The sequence below is a fragment of the Gemella sp. zg-1178 genome (assembly GCF_018790995.1).
GTDB lineage: Bacteria > Bacillota > Bacilli > Staphylococcales > Gemellaceae > Gemelliphila.
The window spans coordinates 18,932-39,060 of sequence record NZ_JAHKEI010000005.1 but is presented as its reverse complement, the minus strand read 5'-3'; the positions used below and the strand labels follow the sequence as shown (position 1 = coordinate 39,060).

Below are 20,129 nucleotides of genomic sequence, written 5' to 3'. Positions count from 1 at the left end.
TATATGATAGCTTTAATTGGTGCAATGCCAGAAGAAGTTGCTATTATTAAATCTGAAATAAAAGATTTAAGCATAGAAAAAAAAGCCCATGTAGAATTTTATTTGGGAAAATATTTAGAAAAAGAAATAATACTTATGCTTTCTAAACCGGGTAAAGTAAATGCAGCTATTGCCACTTCTTTATTACTTGATAACTATAATATTGATTATGTTATAAATATTGGTTCTTGTGGTTCTTTGGATAATAAATTAGAAATTGGCGATATGATAGTGGGAACAGAAATATCTTACTTTGATGTTGATGCAAGACATTTCGGTTATAGATTTGGACAAGTACCCCAGATGCTAGCTTCATACAAAAGTGCTACTGACTTAGTAAAAAAAGCTGAAAATATTAGTTTATCAAATAACAATATTCACTTTGGTCTAGTTGGCACATCGGATTCTTTTATTTCTGATAAGAATAGAAAAAAAGAAATTTTAAAATATTTTCCAAAAATGTTGGTTGTAGACATGGAGGCGGCGGCCATAGCCCAAACTTGTTATAACTTTGGCGTGAAGTTTATAATATGTAGAAGTGTTAGCGACAAGGCAGAAGAAGGAAGTAGAATTACCTTTGATGAGTTTTTACAAATTGCAGCTGAAAATTCTTCTAAACTAACTACGGAATTAATAAAACAATTATAGAAAATTCTTGCTTGAAATATTTATTTCAGGCAAGAATTTTTTATTTTTAAACCTAAATATTAAAATTTAAAATTTTATTTTTATTGCTTAATTTAAAAATAAAAATATAAGTTATGAAAGATTAAGATATAAATAAAAAAATTTTAAAATTTATGCTATTTTCTATTGAAAAATTTATTAAATAAAAGTAATATAGCTATGTAATTAAATAATAAATTATGTTATAATGTTTATTTGAAAAGATATAGTAAACTATATAAATTTATTACCCATGCTTTTTATACTAAAATATCAAGGAGAAATGATGAAAGCAAAAATTATTAATTTACTTAAGTCATCTGTTGAAAAAATAGGTGCAGCAGATATTGATATTTATGTAGAAACTCCAAAAAATATAGGTAATGGAGATTTTTCTAGTAATATAGCAATGCAACTTACAAAAATTCTAAGAAAAAATCCTAGAATTATTGCTGAAGAAATAATAAATAATATTGAAGAAAATAGTTTTGTAGAAAAAATTGAAATAGCAGGTCCAGGTTTTATTAATTTTTTTGTAAATAAATCTAATCTTGCTGATATTCTTTCTGAAGTTTTTCAAAAAAATGAAAACTTTGGAGAAAATCAAACAGGAAATAATGAGAAAATTTTATTAGAGTATGTATCAGCCAATCCGACAGGAGATTTACACGTTGGTCATGCTCGTAATGGAGCGGTAGCAGATTCTTTAGCTAGGATTATGAAAAAATCTTCTTATGACGTTACAAGAGAATTTTACGTCAATGATGCTGGTAAGCAAATTAAGAATTTAAGCATGTCAGCTGACGCTAGATACAAACAAGCTCTAGGTCTTGATGTACAAATGCCAGAAGACGCCTATAATGGAAAAGATATTGTAAAATTAGGGCAAGTTTTGGCTAAAGAATATGGAGATAGTCTTTTAAGTAAAAAAGAAGATGAATATCTTAAATTCTTGCGTTCATATTCAGTAAATTATCAGCTAGAAAAATTAAAAAATGATTTGAAAGATTTTAGGGTAGAGTTTGATAATTTTTACAGTGAAACTTCCTTGTACGAAAGTGGCAAGGTAAAAGCAACGCTAGAAAAATTAGAAGAACTAGGGCATCTATATAAATTAGACGGTGCAACTTGGTTAAGAACTACTGAATTATTAACAGGAGATGATAAAGACAGAGTTCTTATAAAAGCAGACGGTGCCTATACATATTTCACACCCGATATTGCCTATCACAAGGATAAATTCGACAGAGGTTTTGAAAAATTAATAAATTTATTTGGGGCCGACCATCACGGCTATGTTCCAAGACTTAAAGCATCTGTAAATGCAACTGGTTATAATTCAAACAATTTAGAAATTTTGATTATGCAACTTGTAAGATTACTTGAAAATGGTCAAGAAGTAAAAATGAGTAAGCGTACAGGTAAATCAATAACCATAAGAGATTTAATTGATGAAGTTGGAGTAGATGCTGCACGTTATTTCTTGGTTATGCGTAGTGCAGATGCCCATCTCGATTTTGATTTTACCTTAGCCAAAGAACAAAGTAGTGATAATCCACTTTACTACGTTCAATATGCCCACGCTCGTATATGTTCAATCTTGCGTCAAGCAGATGAACAAAAAATAGAAGCTAGACAATATAATAAAGAACTTTTAACAGATGATTATTCTGTGGAAATATTAAAAAATCTAGCCTATTTCCCAGAAGTAGTAGCTCAGGCTGCAAAAAGTTATGAACCGCACAGGGTATGTAATTATATGCAAAATCTTGCAGCATCCCTCCACAAGTTTTATGGTAACAAGAAGGTAATTACTGACAACAAAGAACAAACAGCTAGTTATCTTGCCCTAATAAAAGCTGTAAAAATAACAATTAAAAATGCTTTAGAATTAATAGGAGTTAATGCTCCAGAAAAAATGTAATAGGAGAAGAAGAATGACAGAATTAAAAAAAGTAAATAGTTTATCAATCACAGAACAATGCTATCAATATATTGTAGAAAATGATATTAAAAGATTAAACATTTATGACTTTTTTGATTATATCAAACCACAATTAAACTTATCAGAGGAAGAATTTATATCACAAATGTCTTATTTCTATACTGACTTAAATGTTGACGGACGTTTTGTCTGTGTAGAAGATGGTAACTGGATGTTAAAAGAAAAATTATCTTTAGAAGATGTACAAAATTTTACAGAACCGAGTATAAGCACTTACTCATTAGATGAAGAAGATTTCGATTTATCAGAAGAATATGAAGAAGAAATTACTGATGAAGTTGATGAGCTTCTAAAAGATGAGGAAGAAGACGAAGAAGATGAAGACCTATATAATGAATATGGAAGAGATGAAATAGTATCTAAGTTTAGTGTTGATTCGGAAGAAGAATTTTAATTATATTATAGCTACGACATTTCGTGGCTATATTTTTATAGAATAAATTATTAAGGAGCAGGATATGAAAATTTTAATGGTCCGCCATGGAGAAACAGATTATAATAAAAATCATTTGGTACAAGGAAGTACAAACATTCCCCTAAATCAAGAGGGGATAAATCAAGCCATTAAGGCGTCAGAAAAAATAAGAGATTATAAAATAGCAAGGGCCTACAGTAGTCCTTTAGATAGAGCCTATGATACTTGCAGATACATGCTAGATAATTCTAATAATGCTGATATTGAAATAACAAAAGATATTAGAGTGATAGAAAAAAATTATGGAAAATTTGAAGGTGCAACTTATGAAGAGTGGCGTAAAGGACGAGAGAATAATGACCTATCTTCAGTAGAATTAGATACTAACGTTGCCAAAAGAGTAGAAGAATTTTTAAAAGAAAAGTATGTTCTTCATGAAAACGAAACCATTTTAGTAGTCTGTCATGGAGCATGTACTAGAATATTTTTAGAAAGTAAAAATCTAAGACCTAATAAAAATTATATTATTAACACATCACTTAATGAATTAGAATATAACGGTTCTGAATTTAAGCTGTTAAAATATAATGTTTAAGAAAAATTAACTATGAAATATAAAAAATATATTTTATAGTTTTTTTAATGTATAACAAGCTTAAAATTTTTTGAAAATTTTAATAAAAAATATATTTTTTTTATTATTTATGTTATAATCTAGCTATATTTAAATTTAAAAGGTGGTATTTTATTATGAAACAAACGAAAACATTCATTCCAACTACAAGAGAAATACCAGCTAGTGCAGAAGCAATAAGTCATAAATTGTTAATTAAAGCAGGTATGGTTAAGCAGGTCTCAGCTGGCGTTTATACTTATCTGCCCTTAGCTAACAATGTTGTTGAAAAAATTAAAAAAATTATTCGTGAAGAACATGAAGCTATCGACGCAGCAGAAATTGTAATGCCCTTATTACAGGCACAAGAATATTGGCAAAGGTCAGGTCGCTGGAATAAAATGGGCGATGAACTTATGCGTATTACAGATAGAAAAGGTGCAGGCTATGCCATGCAGGCTACTTCTGAAGAAATAGTTTGTCAGACGGTAGAGAATATGCTAACGTCATATAAACAACTACCCCTAACACTTTACCAAATTCAAACAAAATTCCGTGACGAAGTTCGCCCTCGGTTAGGACTATTACGTTGTAAAGAATTTATTATGAAAGATTCATATTCATTTCACGACTCTTCAGAGTCATTGCGTGAAGGTTATATAGATCACTTCAATGCATATTGTAAAATTTATGATAGAATGGATTTAAAATATCGTGCAGTTCAGGCAGATTCAGGTAATATTGGTGGTTCTTACACTCACGAATTTCAAGCCTTGGCTGATGTAGGAGAAGATACAATAGCCTACACTGATGAATCAGATTATGCAGCAAATATCGAAACTGCAAAAGTTGTAGAAGAAAATTACACAATGCCAGTTTATGAGAAAAAAGAACGTTCACTTTTAGAAACTCCAGCCCAAGAAACTATTGATGAAATTGCATCCTATTGTGGTGTAGAAGTTAATCGTGCAATGAAAGCTTTAGCCCTAAAAGCTGACGGAGAACTTTACCTAGTTTTAATGCGAGGTAATGACCAATTAAATGATTTGAAATTTAAAAAAGTAACTGGAACAAGTGAAGTTGAAATGGCAAGCCCAGAAGAAATAGAATCAATGGGGTCAGTAGTGGGATACATGGGACCATTCGGTATTAAAAACTGTAGAGTGATTGCCGACATTGCAGTTAAATATATGTACAATCATAGTTGTGGTGCCAACAAAAAAGGATTCCACTACATCAACGTAAATCCAGGAGATTATGAAGTAGATGGATTTTATGATTTGCGTATGATAGAAGAAGGAGATTTAGCAGAAGACTTATCAGGTAAAGTGAAATTTGCTAAGGGTATAGAGATTGGTCAAGTCTTTGAACTTGGACAAGGATATTCTAAATCAATGGGTATTAACTATTTAGATGCCAAGGGTAAAGCACAACCATTCTATATGGGCTGCTACGGAATAGGAGTATCACGTCTGCTATCTGCAGTCATAGAACAACACAATGACGAGTACGGTATAATTTGGCCAAAAGAAGTAGCACCATATCAAGTTCATTTACTTTGCTTAGACATGAAAAAAGAAGAACAAGTGAAACTATCAGAAAAAATTTATAAAGAACTGAACAATGCAAAAATAGAAGTTTTATTCGATGATAGAAATGAACGTGCTGGAGTGAAATTTAATGACGCCGACCTAATAGGGATACCACTACAAATTATTGTAGGTAAAAAAGCTCAAGAAAATATAGTTGAAATCAAAGAAAGAAAAACGGGCGAAAAAGTCGAGTATTCAACAGATAAAATATTAGAAATCATTAAAGAATTTTACGCATAAAAAATAAAAAAGAGTAGCTAGAAATTAAATTTTCTGGCTACTCTTTTAGTTTTTGTACTAGAAATATGTTATACTAGATAGGATAAAATTATATTGAAAATAGAGGATAAAAAATGACTAATAAACATTTTTCTTTATTACTAAAAACCTTAGACCTTAATCATCTTTTAGAAAAAGAAGATTTTGCAAGTATAATTCTTGAAAATATTTTTAAAGACAAGAAAAATAAAATATGGACTTTTAATTTTGAAGTTAAGAGCTTACCAAACGTAAATGACTTTATAATTTTTATAAAAAAATTTAGAGAAAGTTTTTTTGAAGATTATTCAGTAACCTATAATTTTAAAATTAAAGGGTTTATTTCAGATGAAAAAATTTTAGAATACTGGCCATTTGTTGTCGCAGAAAAATTTGTTGATTTGCAAAATGAAAAAATAGTAGAATTAATTTTATCTAACACTGCAAAAATAGAAAATAAGGAATTAATTATCAAGGTTTTAACTCCGATAATTTGGAATAATTATATAGAAAGTAATGAAGTAGAATTTTTAAAAATCTATAAAAAATTAGGAATAGACCTTATATCTATAAAAGCAAATTTCAAACTGGAAAAAATTATTACTAAAAAAGAAGAAGAAATAAATAATGAACTGGCTAGATTAGAAAAAATAGACCTAGAAAATGAAAAAAAACAAGAAGTTAAAGAAGAAGTCGCTAAAATTAATGTAGCAAAATTTGGTAAAGCTATTTCAGATGAAGAAATACAAGAAATAAAAGATATTATAGGATATAAGGGGTCAGCAAATATTTTTGGTCAAATTTTTGAAATAGAAAAAATAGAATTTAGAAAGGGTGGCGGACAATATCGTATTAAATTGACAGACTATACAGAATCGATAATTATGCGTATTTTTTTCAATGCTGATAATGCAAAATTTAAGACGAGTACAAGAAAAAATGCTCTTATAGAGCTTATTTCCACTTTGAAAGAGGGGCAATGGATAAAATTAGAAGGTAATGTATCTTACGATAATTATTTGAATGATACGGTAATAGAACCTCGAGCTATTGAACTGGCAACTAAAGAAGAAAAAATGGATACTCATGAAGGGAAAAAACGTATCGAATTAAATCTTCATACGAAAATGTCCTCACTAGATGGAGTAGATTTTGCTGGTGATTATATTAAAAGAGCTTTGACTTGGGGGCATGCTGCCATAGCCTTTACCGACACTTACGGAGTTCAGGCTTATCCAGAAATTTGTTTATCAACTAAGGGCAAAGATATAAAAGCTATTTACGGTCTGAATGCCTTTATTATAGATGACGGTATCCGAGCAACAACAAACAAAAAAGATATTCTATTAAAGGATGCAACCTATGTAGTGTTTGACGTTGAAACGACTGGGCTATCTGCTGAACGTGATAAGTTAATAGAAATAGCGGCAGTTAAGGTCAGGGACGGAAAAGAAATTGATAGTTTTGAATCTTATATTAATCCACGCAGAAATATTTCAGAATTTATAACAAGACTAACAAGCATAAGTAATGAAGATGTCAAAGACGCACCTTTTGAAGAAGAGGTAATGACAAATTTTTATAAGTGGTTAGATGATGATGATATTTTAGTTGCTCACAATGCTAAATTTGATTTGGGAATGATAGGGAAATCTTTTGAACGACTGGGTATAATGAAAGATTTACATTATGCAAGTATAGATACCCTATTTATTTCTCGTGCAGTCAATAAAGAAACAAGTCGTCATGGACTTAGCCCTTTGGCAAAATTTTATAAAGTAAAATTGCTTCAACACCACAGAGCCATTTATGACACAAGAACAACATCAGGAATATTTGTTAAAATGTTAAATCAATTAGATGAACTTGGCATAAAAAAACATAGCCAGATAGATACTATTATTGATTTGGAAACTGCCCATAAAAGATCTCGTGCTTTTCCTTGTTCTATCTTAGTAAAAAATTCTCAAGGGCTAAAAGATTTATTTAGATTGGTGTCTTATAGTTCAACACAATTTTTATCTTCAGGGAAACCAACTATTCCCCGTAGTTTACTTGAAAAATATCGCCAAAATCTTTTAATTGGAAGTGGCAATTCTGCCAATGAAGTTTTTGAAGAATTATTAAATTCACGCCAGGATAAAATTATAGAAACCCTTAAATTTTATGATTATATAGAAGTTCAACCCCTGCATCATTACGAAAGATTTATAAATGAAGAACGTTTGGCTGATAAAGAAGAATTAAAAAATGAGATAAAAAGACTAATAAATTTAGCTAAACAGCAAGGCAAAATTGTAGTTGCCACAGGCGATGTTTATTATCTTGATAGTTATCAACAAGTTTATCGCCAAATTCTAAGACTTACGGTTAAAAATAATCCTGCCGCAAGAGATATTATGCCAGTTTCTAATCTATTAACAACTGATGAAATGTTGGCTGAATTTTCATTTTTAAATGATAAAAAATTAATTGAGGATATTGTAATAAATAATACCCATAAAATTAATAATATGATTGATGTAGTTGTTCCCTTAAAAGATAAGTTATACACTCCAAAAATTGAGGGTGCAGAAGATGAAGTAAGAAATATGAGTTATGAAAAAGCTCGAAAAATATATGGGGGCAAGTTGCCAGAAATAGTAGAAAAAAGATTAGAAAAAGAATTAAATTCTATAATTAATAATGGATTTTCAGTTGTATATTTAATTTCTAGTAAATTAGTAAAAAAATCTTTATCCGATGGCTACTTAGTAGGTTCTAGGGGTTCTGTTGGTTCTTCTTTGGTCGCTACCATGATGGATATTACAGAAGTAAATCCCTTAGTACCTCATTATGTTTGCCCTAAATGCCAGCACAGCGAATTTTTCTTAAAGGGTGAATACGCATCTGGTTTTGACTTGCCGAATAAAAATTGTCCTCACTGTCAAACTAAGATGAAAAAAGATGGACAAGATATCCCCTTTGAAACTTTTTTAGGATTTAAAGGAGATAAGGTACCCGATATTGATTTGAATTTTTCAGGAGAGTATCAACCGACGGCACATAATTTTACAAAAGAAATTTTTGGAGAAGATTATGTTTATCGAGCAGGAACCATATCAACAGTTGCAAAAAAAACAGCCTATTCATTTACAAGAGAATATTTTGAGAAAAATGATATAGAAAAACGCGATGTCGATTTAGAAAGAATAGCTACTGGTTGTGAAGGAGTTAAGCGAACTACAGGGCAACATCCAGGAGGAATTTTGGTTGTGCCAAATGATATGGAAATTTTTGATTTTACTCCATATCAATATCCAGCAGATGATGCAAACAGTGCTTGGCTTACGACACATTTTGATTTTCACTCTATTCATGACAACATATTAAAATTTGATATTTTAGGTCATGATGACCCGACCATGATTAGAAAATTACAAGACCTATCAGGAATTAATCCTACTGAAATTGATGTTTCTGATAAAGAAGTTATGAAGATTTTTTCTTCTCCTGATGTTTTAGGTGTTACAAGTAAAGATTTAGGTTGTGCAACAGGAACTTTAGGTATTCCAGAATTTGGAACAGGTTTTGTAATTCAAATGCTTCAAGATACCAAACCAACAACTTATTCAGAATTGGTACAAATTTCAGGGTTATCGCATGGTACAGATGTTTGGTTGGGGAATGCCCACGAACTTATAAAAAAAGAAATTTGTACTTTAAAAGAAGTTATAGGTTGTCGGGATGACATTATGGTTTACTTAATTTATGCAGGATTAGAAGAAAGTTTAGCATTTACAATTATGGAAAGTGTTCGTAAGGGCAGAGGTCTAAAAGAAGAATGGGAAGAAGCTATGCGTGCCAATAATGTTCCTGAATGGTATATAAATTCTTGCAAAAAAATTAAATACATGTTCCCTAAGGCTCACGCCGCAGCCTATGTACTAATGGCACTTAGAATTGCCTGGTTTAAAGTCTACCACCCAATAATTTATTACTGTGCATATTTCTCAGTAAGAGCAAATGATTATGACATAAAAACAGTAGTTAAGGGTAAAGAATTTTTAGCTAAAAGAATAAAAGAAATAAAAGAAACAGATAAAAGTCAAGTTTCTGGTAAAGATTTGGATTCTTTAGTAAGTTATGAACTAGCTTATGAAATGTTGCAACGTGGTTATAAATTTGCAGGAATAAATTTAGAAAAATCTCAAAGTTTTGACTATGTAATAGAAGGTGATACACTGATACCTCCATTTTCAATAGTTCCTTCACTCGGTAAAAGTGTCGCCCTAAGAATTGTTCAAGCTAGAGAAGAAAAAGCCTTTTTATCCGTGGAAGATTTTTCTAAAAGGGGCGGAGTTTCTACAACTATAATGGAATATTTAAAAGACTTAGGAACTTTTAAAGGACTACCAGAAAAAGCACAATTATCATTCTTCGATGAATTATTTTAAAAATATCAAATAAATTAAATGCTAGATAATATTTAGTGGGATAAAAATTCTCACTAAATATTTTTTTGTAAATTATTTACAATTTTAGTTAGAAAAGATAAAATATTTTTTATCAAGTCAAGTCTATAAATAAAATATTTTGCAAGTAAAATTTTTCAGTAGCTTAGTATGTATTTTTTATATAAATATTAAATTTAAATTTTTAAAATAATATTTTATTTATTTTTTCTCAAGAATTACAATTAATTTTACTTTTATCTTAGGAATAGTTTATAATATAGTTAATATTCAAATAAACAGAGGATTTTATGAGAGAAGAAAAATATTTGTATTTGTATGAAGATGAGAGGGTAAAATTTGCTTTTACAAAAAGAGAAGTTGACGGAAAAAATATTGAAGATATAAAAAAAGTTTTGAGTAAGTATAGTTTTAATGTTGATAAATTATCTTATGCTAAACAGGTTCATGGTTCTAAAGTAGAGTTGGTAAATTCAAATATTATTAATTTTTCAACAGAGTGCGATGCCCTAATAACTGACAAAGTAAATACCCCTTTACTAATTTTCACAGCAGATTGCCTGCCACTTATATTTTATGACAAAACAAAAAAAGTTGTTGCCCTAGCCCATGCAGGTTGGAGGGGAACTTATGACAAAATAGCTTCTCAAGTAGTTAGCAAAATGAAAAATATTTACACATCTTCTGAAAAAGATATTCAAGTCTTTCTTGCCCCACATATCAGTATTAATAATTATCAAGTATCACTTGAACTTATAGAAAAATTTTCTAAATTTAATATCAAGAACTACTATAAAAGAATAGAAAATTCTTATTTTTTAGATTTAGAAACTATTAATAAATATTTTTTAATTAAAGCTGGTATTTTGGAAAAAAATATTTCTTCAAGTGGTTTTTGTACTGTTGCAGATAATGATAAATTTTTATCTTATAGAAAAGACAAGGGAACAGAAAAAAGAATAGCCACAGTAATCGAGTTGAAAAAATAAGAAACTAGGAGGCAAAATAATGGACGATATAAAAATAGTTGAGCAAATAAGCAGTTTTAAAAAAATTCCTCTGGGTTCTGATGCTTGGCGATTGGCATTTTATCATATAGCAAGAGAATTTTGGAATATGGGGGAACATTTTATAGTGCTTGATAAGGCAAGTTACGAACAAAATGGCTATCACCTACCATTAATAAGAGAATACAAGGGAAGTGTAGCAGTTCAATTTTTTACCAACTATGAAAAAGCTAGAATTTTTGTTGAAGATAACAAGGATTTATTTGAAGTGGCTGGGAAAAAATTAATTTATAAGATAAAACAGGGGGCATTTCAGCAAGTTTTTGCACCCTTTTTTGCCCAACAAAAATTTAATTACATAATCAATGCTCCAGAAGAACATTTTTTGGATACTTTTGAAAGATTAATAGGGCTTATGGAAGCTGATAGTGATTATATAGTTGATGAATTTCAAAAAAGTTTATTGGACGAAGGTAATTATAAAGAATTTTTTGTGGATATTTGTAAAAAATATTTAGTTTTTGTAGGTTAGCTACTAGGGCTAAAAAATATGATATAATTAAGTGTAAAATAAAATAAATGGAGAAAAAAATTGAAATATATAGTATGTAATAGTGAGCAAGCTGTTTTTAATCGAGTTTATGACGAATTAGAAAAATTTATAGAAGCCGGTGCAGTTTTTTCTTTTTCTGAAAAAATATTGGGTAGTCAGTTTGAAAAAAGAATAGTAGATGAACATATTAACGGTAAATACAACTACAATCATGTTATTTTTATCGGTCAAAAAGAATTTCTTAATATGGACAAGGAAGAAGATTTTGGTCTGTATAGACTTATGAGAAAAAATCTTTACAAGCCTCTTGAAGTGGACTATAAAAATATATTTTCACCTGAATACCAAAAAGAAGAAGATATATATTTATACAAGGAGATACTCAAAGAAAATCCTATTGATGTAGCAATTTTATTTATAGACAAGGCAGGCTATATTTTAAATTATAACAGGGTAACAGAAGAAAATAGTGATGTGCATATTTACGAATTATCATCTTATGAAAAAAATAATTTAATAGAAAAATATGGTTTCAAGCTAAATAGTGATAAGGTAGTAGCTATGGGTTATGACAATATCATGTCAGCAAGAAATATATTTTTAATAGCCATAGGCAGTGATAAAAAAGAATATGTTGCTAATATCTTTGAAGAAAATGAAGATAAAAGCCCAATCTCTTTATTAAAAAATCACAAAAATTTAACTATCTTTGTGGATAAGGACGCGGGTTATAAGTCAGAAGAGGAAGTGAATAAGCTAATCAAAGAAAAACAACGCAAGAAAAAAGAATTAGTAGAACAAATGAAAGTAGAGAAGTACATAGCTAAGGAAGATGAATAATATTAATGACTATAAACATATAATTGATTACGATTTTAGCAAGCTTGACCTAAAAGATACAGTAGCAGTTAGTTTTAAAATAAAAAATAATATAACAGCCTACGACTTTCTAACCATATTTTACGAAAAAAAGGGAAAAAGATTTGCCATTAAAAGACCCAATGCCAAGGATATGATTATAGGAATAGGGCATGAATATACTTGGAATTTTGATTCTAATGATTTTCTAACCAATTATAAAAATGATACCATAACATCAGATTTTGAAAATCTAATGTCCCAAACAAGCAAAATAAATATTGATGATTTTTCAAACGATTATTTTGGCATGTATGGTGGTGTTTCTGCTGGTAATAATAAAAAATCACAAGAGTGGATAGATTTTAGCGACACTATTTTTGTGATACCCAGCATACTAGCAGTTTTTAAGGATGAAGAAATTTTATTTACACTATTTTTTAAAAACAAAAAAGATGTAGATTTTTCTAAACAATGGCAAGATAGAATAGTATTTTTAAGAAAAATTGCAAATAAAGAATTTATACCCTTGAGATTAATCCAGCCAAAATCAGTAAGAGAAATATATCCAGAAGTTTGGCAAGATAACATAAAAGAAGCCTTAGAACAAATAGAAAATAATATTTTTAAAAGAATAGCCCTGTCAAGAAAGAATCAAATAGTCTTAGATGAAGAAATTTCTTTGGCAAAAATTGTAAAATATTTTACCAAGAAAAAACTTTATTTCATAGCCTTTGAATCTAAGAAAAGTTCCTTTATCACCAGTAATCCTTTGCTATCCTTATCAACCTCACAAGAGGAATTAAAGGCTTATTTATACTTGCAAAAAGAAAACTTATTTAATGGTCGTCGTTCCATAGATTTTGATGAAGAAGATATAGAAAAAAATTACAAAAAAGAACTAGAAGAAAAAACTGGTTACACTTTTGAAATTTTTAAGGATAAAATATTAACCGGCAAGGCCTTGGATATTTATTCTGTATGCAGAACAAAAGGAAATAAGCCCCTAAAAGACATAAAATTACTGAGTTTACTCTATCCAATATCAATAATAAAGGGTTATCCCAAAGAAGAAACAGAAAAATTTTTAAAAGAAAGAGAAAATATAGGTTACGGTTTTTGGTACTCCCCATTTGGTTTTATAAATCATAATTTAGAAGCTAATTTTTATACTTGTGGCAATATGATTGTGTCCTTCAAAAAAATCATTACCATATTCACAACAATTTTAGTAAATGACTTAATGACCTATGAAGATATTATCGAAAATAGTGATGACTTGGTAGCCAAAAATTTAAAATTATTTGATAATAAAGACTTAGAAGGTAATGACTAGAAAATGAAAAAATTTTAAGTGATTATAGAAAAGGAATTATTTATGCTCTTTTAGGTGCAAGTTTTTAGGGACTATCTGGAGTTTTAGGAGAATACTTGCTCAATGTTTCTAAACTTAATTCAACTTGGACAATAAGCAATCGCATATTTTATTCGGGCTTTATATGTTACTTATTCTCTACACCAAAGAAAATAAAGAAAATTTTTAGTCCCTTTGCCAACAAAAAAGATGTAATAAAATTAATAAATTTTGCTTTTTTAGGTCTGCTTATTTGTCAAGGAATTTATTTTTTATCAATAAAATATACTAACTCATCAATAGCCACTATCCTGCAATATTTAGGACCTACAATGATTATGTTCTATTATTGCATCGCTAAAAAAGATTGCCAGTTTTGAATGAACTGCTTGCTATCTTTTTATCGTTTTTTGGTACTTTATAGCAACTCACCTAAATTTTTATAATATTATAATATCTCCTTGGGGGCTGTTTTGGGGAATATTTTCTGCACTCGGCTTGGCATCTTATAATATTTTATCAATAGACCTAATAAAAAATACGGTTCTATCTTAACAGTAGCTTGGGGATTTTTTATTGCTGGTCTTGTTATTCAAATAGCAACTGGCAGTTTTTATATTCCAGCAGGATTTAATCTTATTGATTTTTTGCCATGTTCGGAGTTATAGTTTTTGGTAAGATACTATTATTTTCAATATACCTAGAAGTTGTTCAACTTATTGGAGCAGTTAGAGGAAGCATAGTTAGTTGCTTTGAAGCCATAGTTGCTATTATTTTTTTCTTTTATCCTCTTAGGAAGAAAAAAATTTTTTTTATGACATATTAGGAATAGTAATTATTTTATCATCGGTACTCATACTTAACAAAAAATAGTTTACTTGCAATAATATTATAAAATTAATAAAATATAGATAGCGATGAGAATATTAGTATTTGCTAATATTCTTTTTTTATAAAAATTTTAAGGAGAAAAAAATGGACTATAAAAGTTTTGATGACTTATACAAGACTATGACAACAAAAGAATTGACCCTACTTGCCAAAGATTTGAAAGTAGAACGTTATTCAACATTAAATAAAAAAGAGTTGGTGCTTGCCATATTAGAAAAACAAATGGAAAAAGACGGCAACTACTACTTAACAGGCGCTTTAGATGATATTCACCAGGAACAAGGTTTTGGATTTTTACGAACGGTAAATTACAATAAGGGCGAAGTTGATATTTATATTTCTTCATCACAGATTAGACGCTTTGAATTAAAAAAAGGCGATGAAGTTACTGGTAAAGTTCGTAAGCCCAAAGAAAATGAACGCTACTACGGTCTTCTTCAAGTTGATTTTATAAATGGTGTAAATGCTGAAGAAATAAAATCACGTCCCCATTTTCAAGCCCTTACTCCTATCTACCCCAATCAAAAAATAAAATTAGAAACAACAAAAGAAAAATTATCTACTAGATTTATAGACTTGGTAAGCCCTATTGGATTTGGACAACGTGGCTTAATAGTTGCACCACCAAAAGTTGGAAAAACCACATTAATAAAAGAAATTGCCAACGCAATTCGTAAAAATTATCCCGATAAAAAATTAATTATTTTACTTATTGATGAAAGACCTGAAGAAGTAACAGACATGGAAGGTTCTGTTCAAGGGGCTGAGGTTGTAAGTTCTACCTTTGATGAAAAACCAGAAAATCATGTCAGAGTTGCAGAATTAGTGATTGAACACGCCAAAAGACGAGTTGAACTTGGGCAAGATGTGATAATATTAATGGACAGTATAACAAGACTAGCAAGAGCCTATAACATAGTTTCGCCAAGCAGTGGCAAGGTACTTTCTGGAGGAGTTGACCCCTATAGCTTGCACAAACCAAAATCATTTTTTGGCGCAGCCCGTAATGTAGAAGGTGGCGGAAGTCTAACAATTATAGCGACGGCTTTAGTAGATACTGGTTCTCGTATGGACGATTTAATATTTGAAGAATTTAAGGGGACAGGAAATATGGAATTAGTCCTTTCTCCAGACTTGGCAAGAAAAAGAATTTATCCAGCCATTGATTTTGCAAAAAGTTCAACAAGAAAAGAAGAATTACTACTAACAGAAGATGAAATTGCAGTAATTAACCAAACAAGATTAAAACTAGCAGACGTTTCAGAACCAGCTATAGCAGTCCTTAATCATCTAAAAAAACATGATACTAATAAAGAATATGTTGAAGAAATGTTAAAATTTATTAATAAATAAAATATTTATAACTATATAAAGTTAATTTATTATAAAAATATTCAAAAAAATTTTACTAATTATTAAATCCTATATAAATAAAATTTATGGAAGAAATATTACGGAAATAAGAATAGCAAATATTGATGAAGTACTAGAAATAAGTAAAATTCATGCTAGAGAATGGAGTAATACATATAAATACTTAATTCCTAAAGACAAGCTGGCTAATATAAGTGGGGATATGTGCTTGAAGCTAATAAAAATATTATAAAAAATAAAAAAGCGAATATTTATGTGGCGCAAGTAGGAGATATAGTTTTGGAAAATATAGGCTAAATGAAAATGATGGAGAAATTTATGTTATATATTCTTAAAGAATATCAAAATAGGGATATAGGACATCAGCTATTTCAAAAGCCTTAAATATATTGCTAAAAGATTATAAGAAAACTAAAGTCTTAATTTTATCTCAAAACCATAAAGCTAGAAAATTTTATTAAAAATTTAAATTTAGATTAGTGGCTACTAAAAAATTAATTTTTTGAAATTGAATTAGATTCTTGTGTGTATGAATATAATTTAAAAAATAAATAATTAAAATATTTAATCAGTATTACAGAAAATAAGCAAAATTAAATATACTTTAAATTTAGAAATAATAAGAAAATATTTATAGGTATAAAATAAAAATGAAAAAAATAAAAAATTTTTAAAAGTCTATTTTAGCTTTATATTCTTATTACTAGGCTTAACTATTTCATTTTATTTATGGGCAAAAACTTATAATACAAATCTAGAATTTAAACCACTAAAAGCAAGGGTAAAAAGGTAGAGGGAATTTATTATAAAAAATAGGGGGAACTACCGAATATAAGATCACAGTTTCGTTTGAAGATAAAAAATATGAACTACAAAATGTAATTATGGATTATCATATAGAAATAGTAATATTATTGACGTATTTTTAGCTAAGGCTATGCTATATGAAAATATAGAAGGTCTTAGAACAGATACTAAAGAAGCGAGATATTATTTTCTAAGTTTAGGACTAGACCTAATATTATTATTTTTGTTTTTCTATCATTTACTTGAATTTAATAAGATGAGGAAGGGAATAAATATTAAAAAGTATAAATTATAAATTGCTCTAAATTTAATTTTTTATTGTTTTTCTTTCGGAAAAATTTTTAAAATATGTAATAAACTAGATAAGTAAACTTTATAACAAGTATTTCCAAAGAAATATTTATTCCTTTTAAAATTTTAAAAATAAAAGTATTGATTAGCTTTTCTAATCAATACTTTTTTTTTATATTCCTAATTTTTGTAATATTGCTTTTTTAAATTTTAGTTTTTGGTAGTCTATATCTTCTGTTTCGTCGAAAGTTATTACTACTTCATCAACTAGTTGACCTGGTTTATTTTTTAAAATGTATATTCTATCGCTTAGATTTATAGCTTCTTCTATATCGTGGGTAATTATTAGACTTGTTAGCCCTAATTTTTTATGAATATCCAAATACCACTGGTGTAGCTCTCTTTTTGTAATAGCGTCTAAGGCACTAAAGGCTTCATCTAGTAAAAATAATTTTTCCTTAAACATATAGGTTCTTAGTAGAGCTATTCTTTGTCGCATGCCACCACTTAGTTCTTTTGGGTACTTGTCCTTATATTTTTCTAAACCGAATTGAATGAGCTTCTCCTCTGCTTCTTTAAGGGCTTCTTCTTTTTTCACCCCTCTTATAATAAGGGGTAGGGCAATATTTCTTATAACTGTTTTATGCTCTAGCAATAAATCTTTTTGGAGCATATAGCTTACTTTTCCGATAAAATTGCTATCTTGTCCTATTTTTATAGAACCAGCTTGTAATTTTTCAATTCCCGCTATGATGTTAAAAAGAGTTGATTTACCTACACCGCTTGTTCCGATTATCGAAACGACTTCACCTTTTTTAACATACATATTTATATTTTCTAATACTGGATTGTTAGGATAGGTATAAGTTAAATTTTCTATTTCTAATATCTTCATTATTTTATGTATTCATTCGTAAAGCCAGCATTTTCTTTTAATGGATTTTCTGTAATTTTATTTTCGTTAAGCCACTTATAAAATTTATTCCATCTTGCAGGGTCTATTTCTCCCCATTTATCTTTATTTGTAGCGTATTGTTTTGCTAAATATTTTTGTGATTCAATAACAAACTCTTTTTTATCCTTTAGTTCAGGAGCGTACTTAATAAGTATCTCAGCAGCTTCTTTAGGATTTTCTATTGCATACTGATAACCTTTTTTAATTGCTTGAATTATTTTTTTGGCTTCGTCACCATTTTCTTTTAAATACTTGTTATTTGCAATTATTACTGGTGAATAATAATCAAGTTCTGGGGCAAAATCTTTTAGGTAAAAGAAGTTTGTGTCTATATTCATACTTTTAGCCAGTAGTCCGTCCCAAGCATAAAAAATCCATGCAGCATCAAAGACTTTATTCTCAATAGCCGTAACAGAGTTGCTATCCGTATTAGGAACCAATTCTAACTTTTTAAAGTCAGCTTTTTCTTTATCCATAATATTTTTTATCATGGCAAGTTCTATTGGATCATTCCAAGTTCCGTATTTTTTATTTTCCAAATCTTTTGGTCTAGTTATATTTGCCTGTTTTTTTGAGATAATTCCTGATGTATTATGTTCTATTATTGCTGCGACAGCAGTTATTTCTGCTCCTTTTGCTAGTTTGTTTGCCATGCTATCTTGAAAATATATGGCAAAGGGAGCTTTGTTATTTATTACCAAGTCTGAAGAACTATCTTCTGGGGGTAATTTTATATCTAAGTCAATCCCAGCTTCTTTTAAATATCCCTTTTCTTTAGCTACATATAGCCCAGTGTGATTAGTATTAGGTGTCCAATCTAGTATAAAATCTACTTTTTTAAGTTTTGTAGTTTCTTCTTTTTTTGTTGCACAAGCTGTAATACTTATTATCATAATAAGTGACAGAATGCTATAAAGTATTTTTTTAATTATTTTCATCATTTTCTCCTATATATTTCCATTTAATAAGTTTCTTTTCACTAATTTTTATAATTTTCATACTTAATAAACTAATTGCTGATACCAGAATAATTATTGCAAACATTGTGTCGTATTGAAATAGTTTTTTTGTCCTAATCATATATACTCCAAGACCTTCAAAACCTCCCAACCATTCAGAAACAACCGCCGCTATAAAGGCGTAAGATACACTGACACGCAAACCAGCATAGAAATAGCTTAAAGAATTTGGAATCTTAACATGCTTCATTATCTGCCATTTATTAGCCTTCATCAATTTTAAAAGTTGTATCGTGTCTTCATCAGCATTTCTGAAACCATCTAATATGCTAATTATTATTGGGAAAGTAGTTGTTATTATTATTAAAACTATCTTTGGAGCCATACCGTAGCCTAACCATAAAACCAGTATAGGAGCTATGGCAATAGTGGGAACTGTTTGTGTTATTATCAGTAGGGGATAGATTGCCCTATTAAAAGAGTTAAAAGTATCCATTAAAACAGCTAAAAGACAAGCTATTAATATACCGTAACTTAGCCCTATAAAAGCTTCTATTATTGTTATTTTACTATGAAATAATAATTGATTATAATTTTTTATAAAGGCTCTGGCTATCTCTAATGGTGTAGGTATAATAAATTTTGGTAATAAACCAAGATTTCCAGAAATTTGCCAAATAAATATAATTAAAGAAAATGTAACTAGACTAATATGTCTATTTATCAAATTTTTTAATTTTTTCATAAGACGTCATAATCTCTCCATAGTTTATTTTCACGTTGGCAAATATATTTTTATGTTCTTTCCCAGCTAAGTCTATAGCCATTTTCAAGCTATCCATGAGATAATTAAATTCCCCCTCAATAACCGTTTCAAAAGGAGAAACCACAATCTTGTCATGCCTACTTTTTAAAAAATATATGACCTTATCAATAATTTCTATCCTATCCTCCCTACCAAGTGGTAAAATTTGTAAAGCAATGCTACAATTTAGCAAAATAAAAAACCTCCTCAATATTAAGTACAAGTACTCTATT

At 29.1% G+C, this 20,129-nt stretch carries 17 protein-coding genes; 13 read left to right on the top strand and 4 right to left on the bottom strand.

Annotated features, from left to right (window positions below; all coding sequences use genetic code 11):
* Nucleotides 1-3: 3 nt before the first annotated feature.
* The 13 genes from KMP12_RS02065 to rho all read left to right on the top strand — a co-directional run bounded on the left by KMP12_RS02065 (nucleotide 4) and on the right by rho (nucleotide 16,058).
* The gene (locus KMP12_RS02065) at nucleotides 4-687 is read left to right on the top strand and encodes a 5'-methylthioadenosine/adenosylhomocysteine nucleosidase (RefSeq protein ID WP_215756078.1); all 684 of its coding nucleotides are present in this window, start codon (nucleotides 4-6) and stop codon (nucleotides 685-687) included.
* A gap of 304 nt (nucleotides 688-991) precedes the next feature.
* Nucleotides 992-2,629 carry an arginine--tRNA ligase gene (argS, locus tag KMP12_RS02060; protein WP_305798195.1) on the top strand — a complete coding sequence of 546 codons (1,638 nt, stop codon included), beginning with the start codon at nucleotides 992-994 and terminating at the stop codon, nucleotides 2,627-2,629.
* 13 nt (nucleotides 2,630-2,642) lie between these two features.
* On the top strand, nucleotides 2,643-3,104 hold the full coding sequence (rpoE, locus tag KMP12_RS02055) for a DNA-directed RNA polymerase subunit delta (protein ID WP_215756076.1): 462 nt from the start codon (nucleotides 2,643-2,645) through the stop codon (nucleotides 3,102-3,104).
* Between the two features lie 64 nt (nucleotides 3,105-3,168).
* Nucleotides 3,169-3,720 carry a histidine phosphatase family protein gene (locus tag KMP12_RS02050; RefSeq protein ID WP_215756075.1) on the top strand — a complete coding sequence of 184 codons (552 nt, stop codon included), beginning with the start codon at nucleotides 3,169-3,171 and terminating at the stop codon, nucleotides 3,718-3,720.
* A 155-nt stretch (nucleotides 3,721-3,875) separates the two neighbouring features.
* Nucleotides 3,876-5,570, top strand: a complete 1,695-nt coding sequence (locus tag KMP12_RS02045) for a proline--tRNA ligase (RefSeq protein ID WP_215756074.1) — start codon at nucleotides 3,876-3,878, stop codon at nucleotides 5,568-5,570.
* A 113-nt stretch (nucleotides 5,571-5,683) separates the two neighbouring features.
* Complete coding sequence (locus KMP12_RS02040) at nucleotides 5,684-10,024, top strand: PolC-type DNA polymerase III (protein WP_215756073.1); 4,341 nt, start codon at nucleotides 5,684-5,686, stop codon at nucleotides 10,022-10,024.
* 308 nt (nucleotides 10,025-10,332) lie between these two features.
* Nucleotides 10,333-11,031, top strand: a complete 699-nt coding sequence (gene pgeF, locus KMP12_RS02035; RefSeq protein WP_215756072.1) for a peptidoglycan editing factor PgeF — start codon at nucleotides 10,333-10,335, stop codon at nucleotides 11,029-11,031.
* A gap of 19 nt (nucleotides 11,032-11,050) precedes the next feature.
* Nucleotides 11,051-11,581, top strand: coding sequence for a hypothetical protein (locus tag KMP12_RS02030; protein ID WP_252344663.1), 531 nt, complete (start codon nucleotides 11,051-11,053; stop codon nucleotides 11,579-11,581).
* A gap of 60 nt (nucleotides 11,582-11,641) precedes the next feature.
* Nucleotides 11,642-12,442 carry a 6-phosphogluconolactonase gene (locus KMP12_RS02025; RefSeq protein WP_215756071.1) on the top strand — a complete coding sequence of 267 codons (801 nt, stop codon included), beginning with the start codon at nucleotides 11,642-11,644 and terminating at the stop codon, nucleotides 12,440-12,442.
* Complete coding sequence (locus tag KMP12_RS02020) at nucleotides 12,435-13,796, top strand: hypothetical protein (RefSeq protein WP_252344662.1); 1,362 nt, start codon at nucleotides 12,435-12,437, stop codon at nucleotides 13,794-13,796. The genes KMP12_RS02025 and KMP12_RS02020 overlap by 8 nt, the downstream gene beginning before the upstream one ends.
* 95 nt (nucleotides 13,797-13,891) lie before the next feature.
* Nucleotides 13,892-14,194 (top strand): EamA family transporter, encoded by a 303-nt coding sequence (locus KMP12_RS07480; RefSeq protein ID WP_252344661.1) that lies wholly within the window; start codon nucleotides 13,892-13,894, stop codon nucleotides 14,192-14,194.
* Nucleotides 14,195-14,466: 272 nt separating this feature from the next.
* Nucleotides 14,467-14,640, top strand: coding sequence for a hypothetical protein (locus tag KMP12_RS07475; protein WP_252344660.1), 174 nt, complete (start codon nucleotides 14,467-14,469; stop codon nucleotides 14,638-14,640).
* 149 nt (nucleotides 14,641-14,789) lie between these two features.
* Nucleotides 14,790-16,058, top strand: a complete 1,269-nt coding sequence (gene rho, locus KMP12_RS02010) for a transcription termination factor Rho (RefSeq protein WP_215756070.1) — start codon at nucleotides 14,790-14,792, stop codon at nucleotides 16,056-16,058.
* Nucleotides 16,059-17,349: 1,291 nt separating this feature from the next.
* Here rho and KMP12_RS02005 read toward each other — a convergent pair.
* Genes KMP12_RS02005 through KMP12_RS01990 form a run of 4 tightly spaced genes read right to left on the bottom strand, consistent with a single transcriptional unit; the run spans nucleotide 17,350 to nucleotide 20,089 of the window.
* Entirely contained in the window at nucleotides 17,350-18,072 is a 723-nt protein-coding gene (locus tag KMP12_RS02005; protein ID WP_215756069.1) for an ABC transporter ATP-binding protein, read from the bottom strand.
* A complete protein-coding gene (locus KMP12_RS02000) occupies nucleotides 18,072-19,070 on the bottom strand; it encodes an ABC transporter substrate-binding protein (RefSeq protein WP_252344659.1) in 999 nt (332 codons plus the stop codon). Before KMP12_RS02000 ends, KMP12_RS02005 begins: the two co-directional genes overlap by 1 nt.
* Complete coding sequence (locus tag KMP12_RS01995; RefSeq protein ID WP_215756068.1) at nucleotides 19,057-19,836, bottom strand: ABC transporter permease; 780 nt, start codon at nucleotides 19,834-19,836, stop codon at nucleotides 19,057-19,059. Before KMP12_RS01995 ends, KMP12_RS02000 begins: the two co-directional genes overlap by 14 nt.
* Nucleotides 19,808-20,089 (bottom strand): thiamine-binding protein, encoded by a 282-nt coding sequence (locus tag KMP12_RS01990; RefSeq protein WP_215756067.1) that lies wholly within the window; start codon nucleotides 20,087-20,089, stop codon nucleotides 19,808-19,810. The genes KMP12_RS01995 and KMP12_RS01990 overlap by 29 nt, the downstream gene beginning before the upstream one ends.
* Nucleotides 20,090-20,129: the final 40 nt, after the last annotated feature.

Coding starts and splice junctions, on each gene's coding strand:
- KMP12_RS02065 (WP_215756078.1), top strand. CDS start 4: ATGATAGCTTTAATTGGTGCAATGCCAGAAGAAGTTGCTATTATTAAA.
- argS (WP_305798195.1), top strand. CDS start 992: ATGAAAGCAAAAATTATTAATTTACTTAAGTCATCTGTTGAAAAAATA.
- rpoE (WP_215756076.1), top strand. CDS start 2,643: ATGACAGAATTAAAAAAAGTAAATAGTTTATCAATCACAGAACAATGC.
- KMP12_RS02050 (WP_215756075.1), top strand. CDS start 3,169: ATGAAAATTTTAATGGTCCGCCATGGAGAAACAGATTATAATAAAAAT.
- KMP12_RS02045 (WP_215756074.1), top strand. CDS start 3,876: ATGAAACAAACGAAAACATTCATTCCAACTACAAGAGAAATACCAGCT.
- KMP12_RS02040 (WP_215756073.1), top strand. CDS start 5,684: ATGACTAATAAACATTTTTCTTTATTACTAAAAACCTTAGACCTTAAT.
- pgeF (WP_215756072.1), top strand. CDS start 10,333: ATGAGAGAAGAAAAATATTTGTATTTGTATGAAGATGAGAGGGTAAAA.
- KMP12_RS02030 (WP_252344663.1), top strand. CDS start 11,051: ATGGACGATATAAAAATAGTTGAGCAAATAAGCAGTTTTAAAAAAATT.
- KMP12_RS02020 (WP_252344662.1), top strand. CDS start 12,435: ATGAATAATATTAATGACTATAAACATATAATTGATTACGATTTTAGC.
- KMP12_RS07475 (WP_252344660.1), top strand. CDS start 14,467: ATGTTCGGAGTTATAGTTTTTGGTAAGATACTATTATTTTCAATATAC.
- rho (WP_215756070.1), top strand. CDS start 14,790: ATGGACTATAAAAGTTTTGATGACTTATACAAGACTATGACAACAAAA.
- KMP12_RS02005 (WP_215756069.1), bottom strand. CDS start 18,072: ATGAAGATATTAGAAATAGAAAATTTAACTTATACCTATCCTAACAAT.
- KMP12_RS02000 (WP_252344659.1), bottom strand. CDS start 19,070: ATGAAAATAATTAAAAAAATACTTTATAGCATTCTGTCACTTATTATG.
- KMP12_RS01995 (WP_215756068.1), bottom strand. CDS start 19,836: ATGAAAAAATTAAAAAATTTGATAAATAGACATATTAGTCTAGTTACA.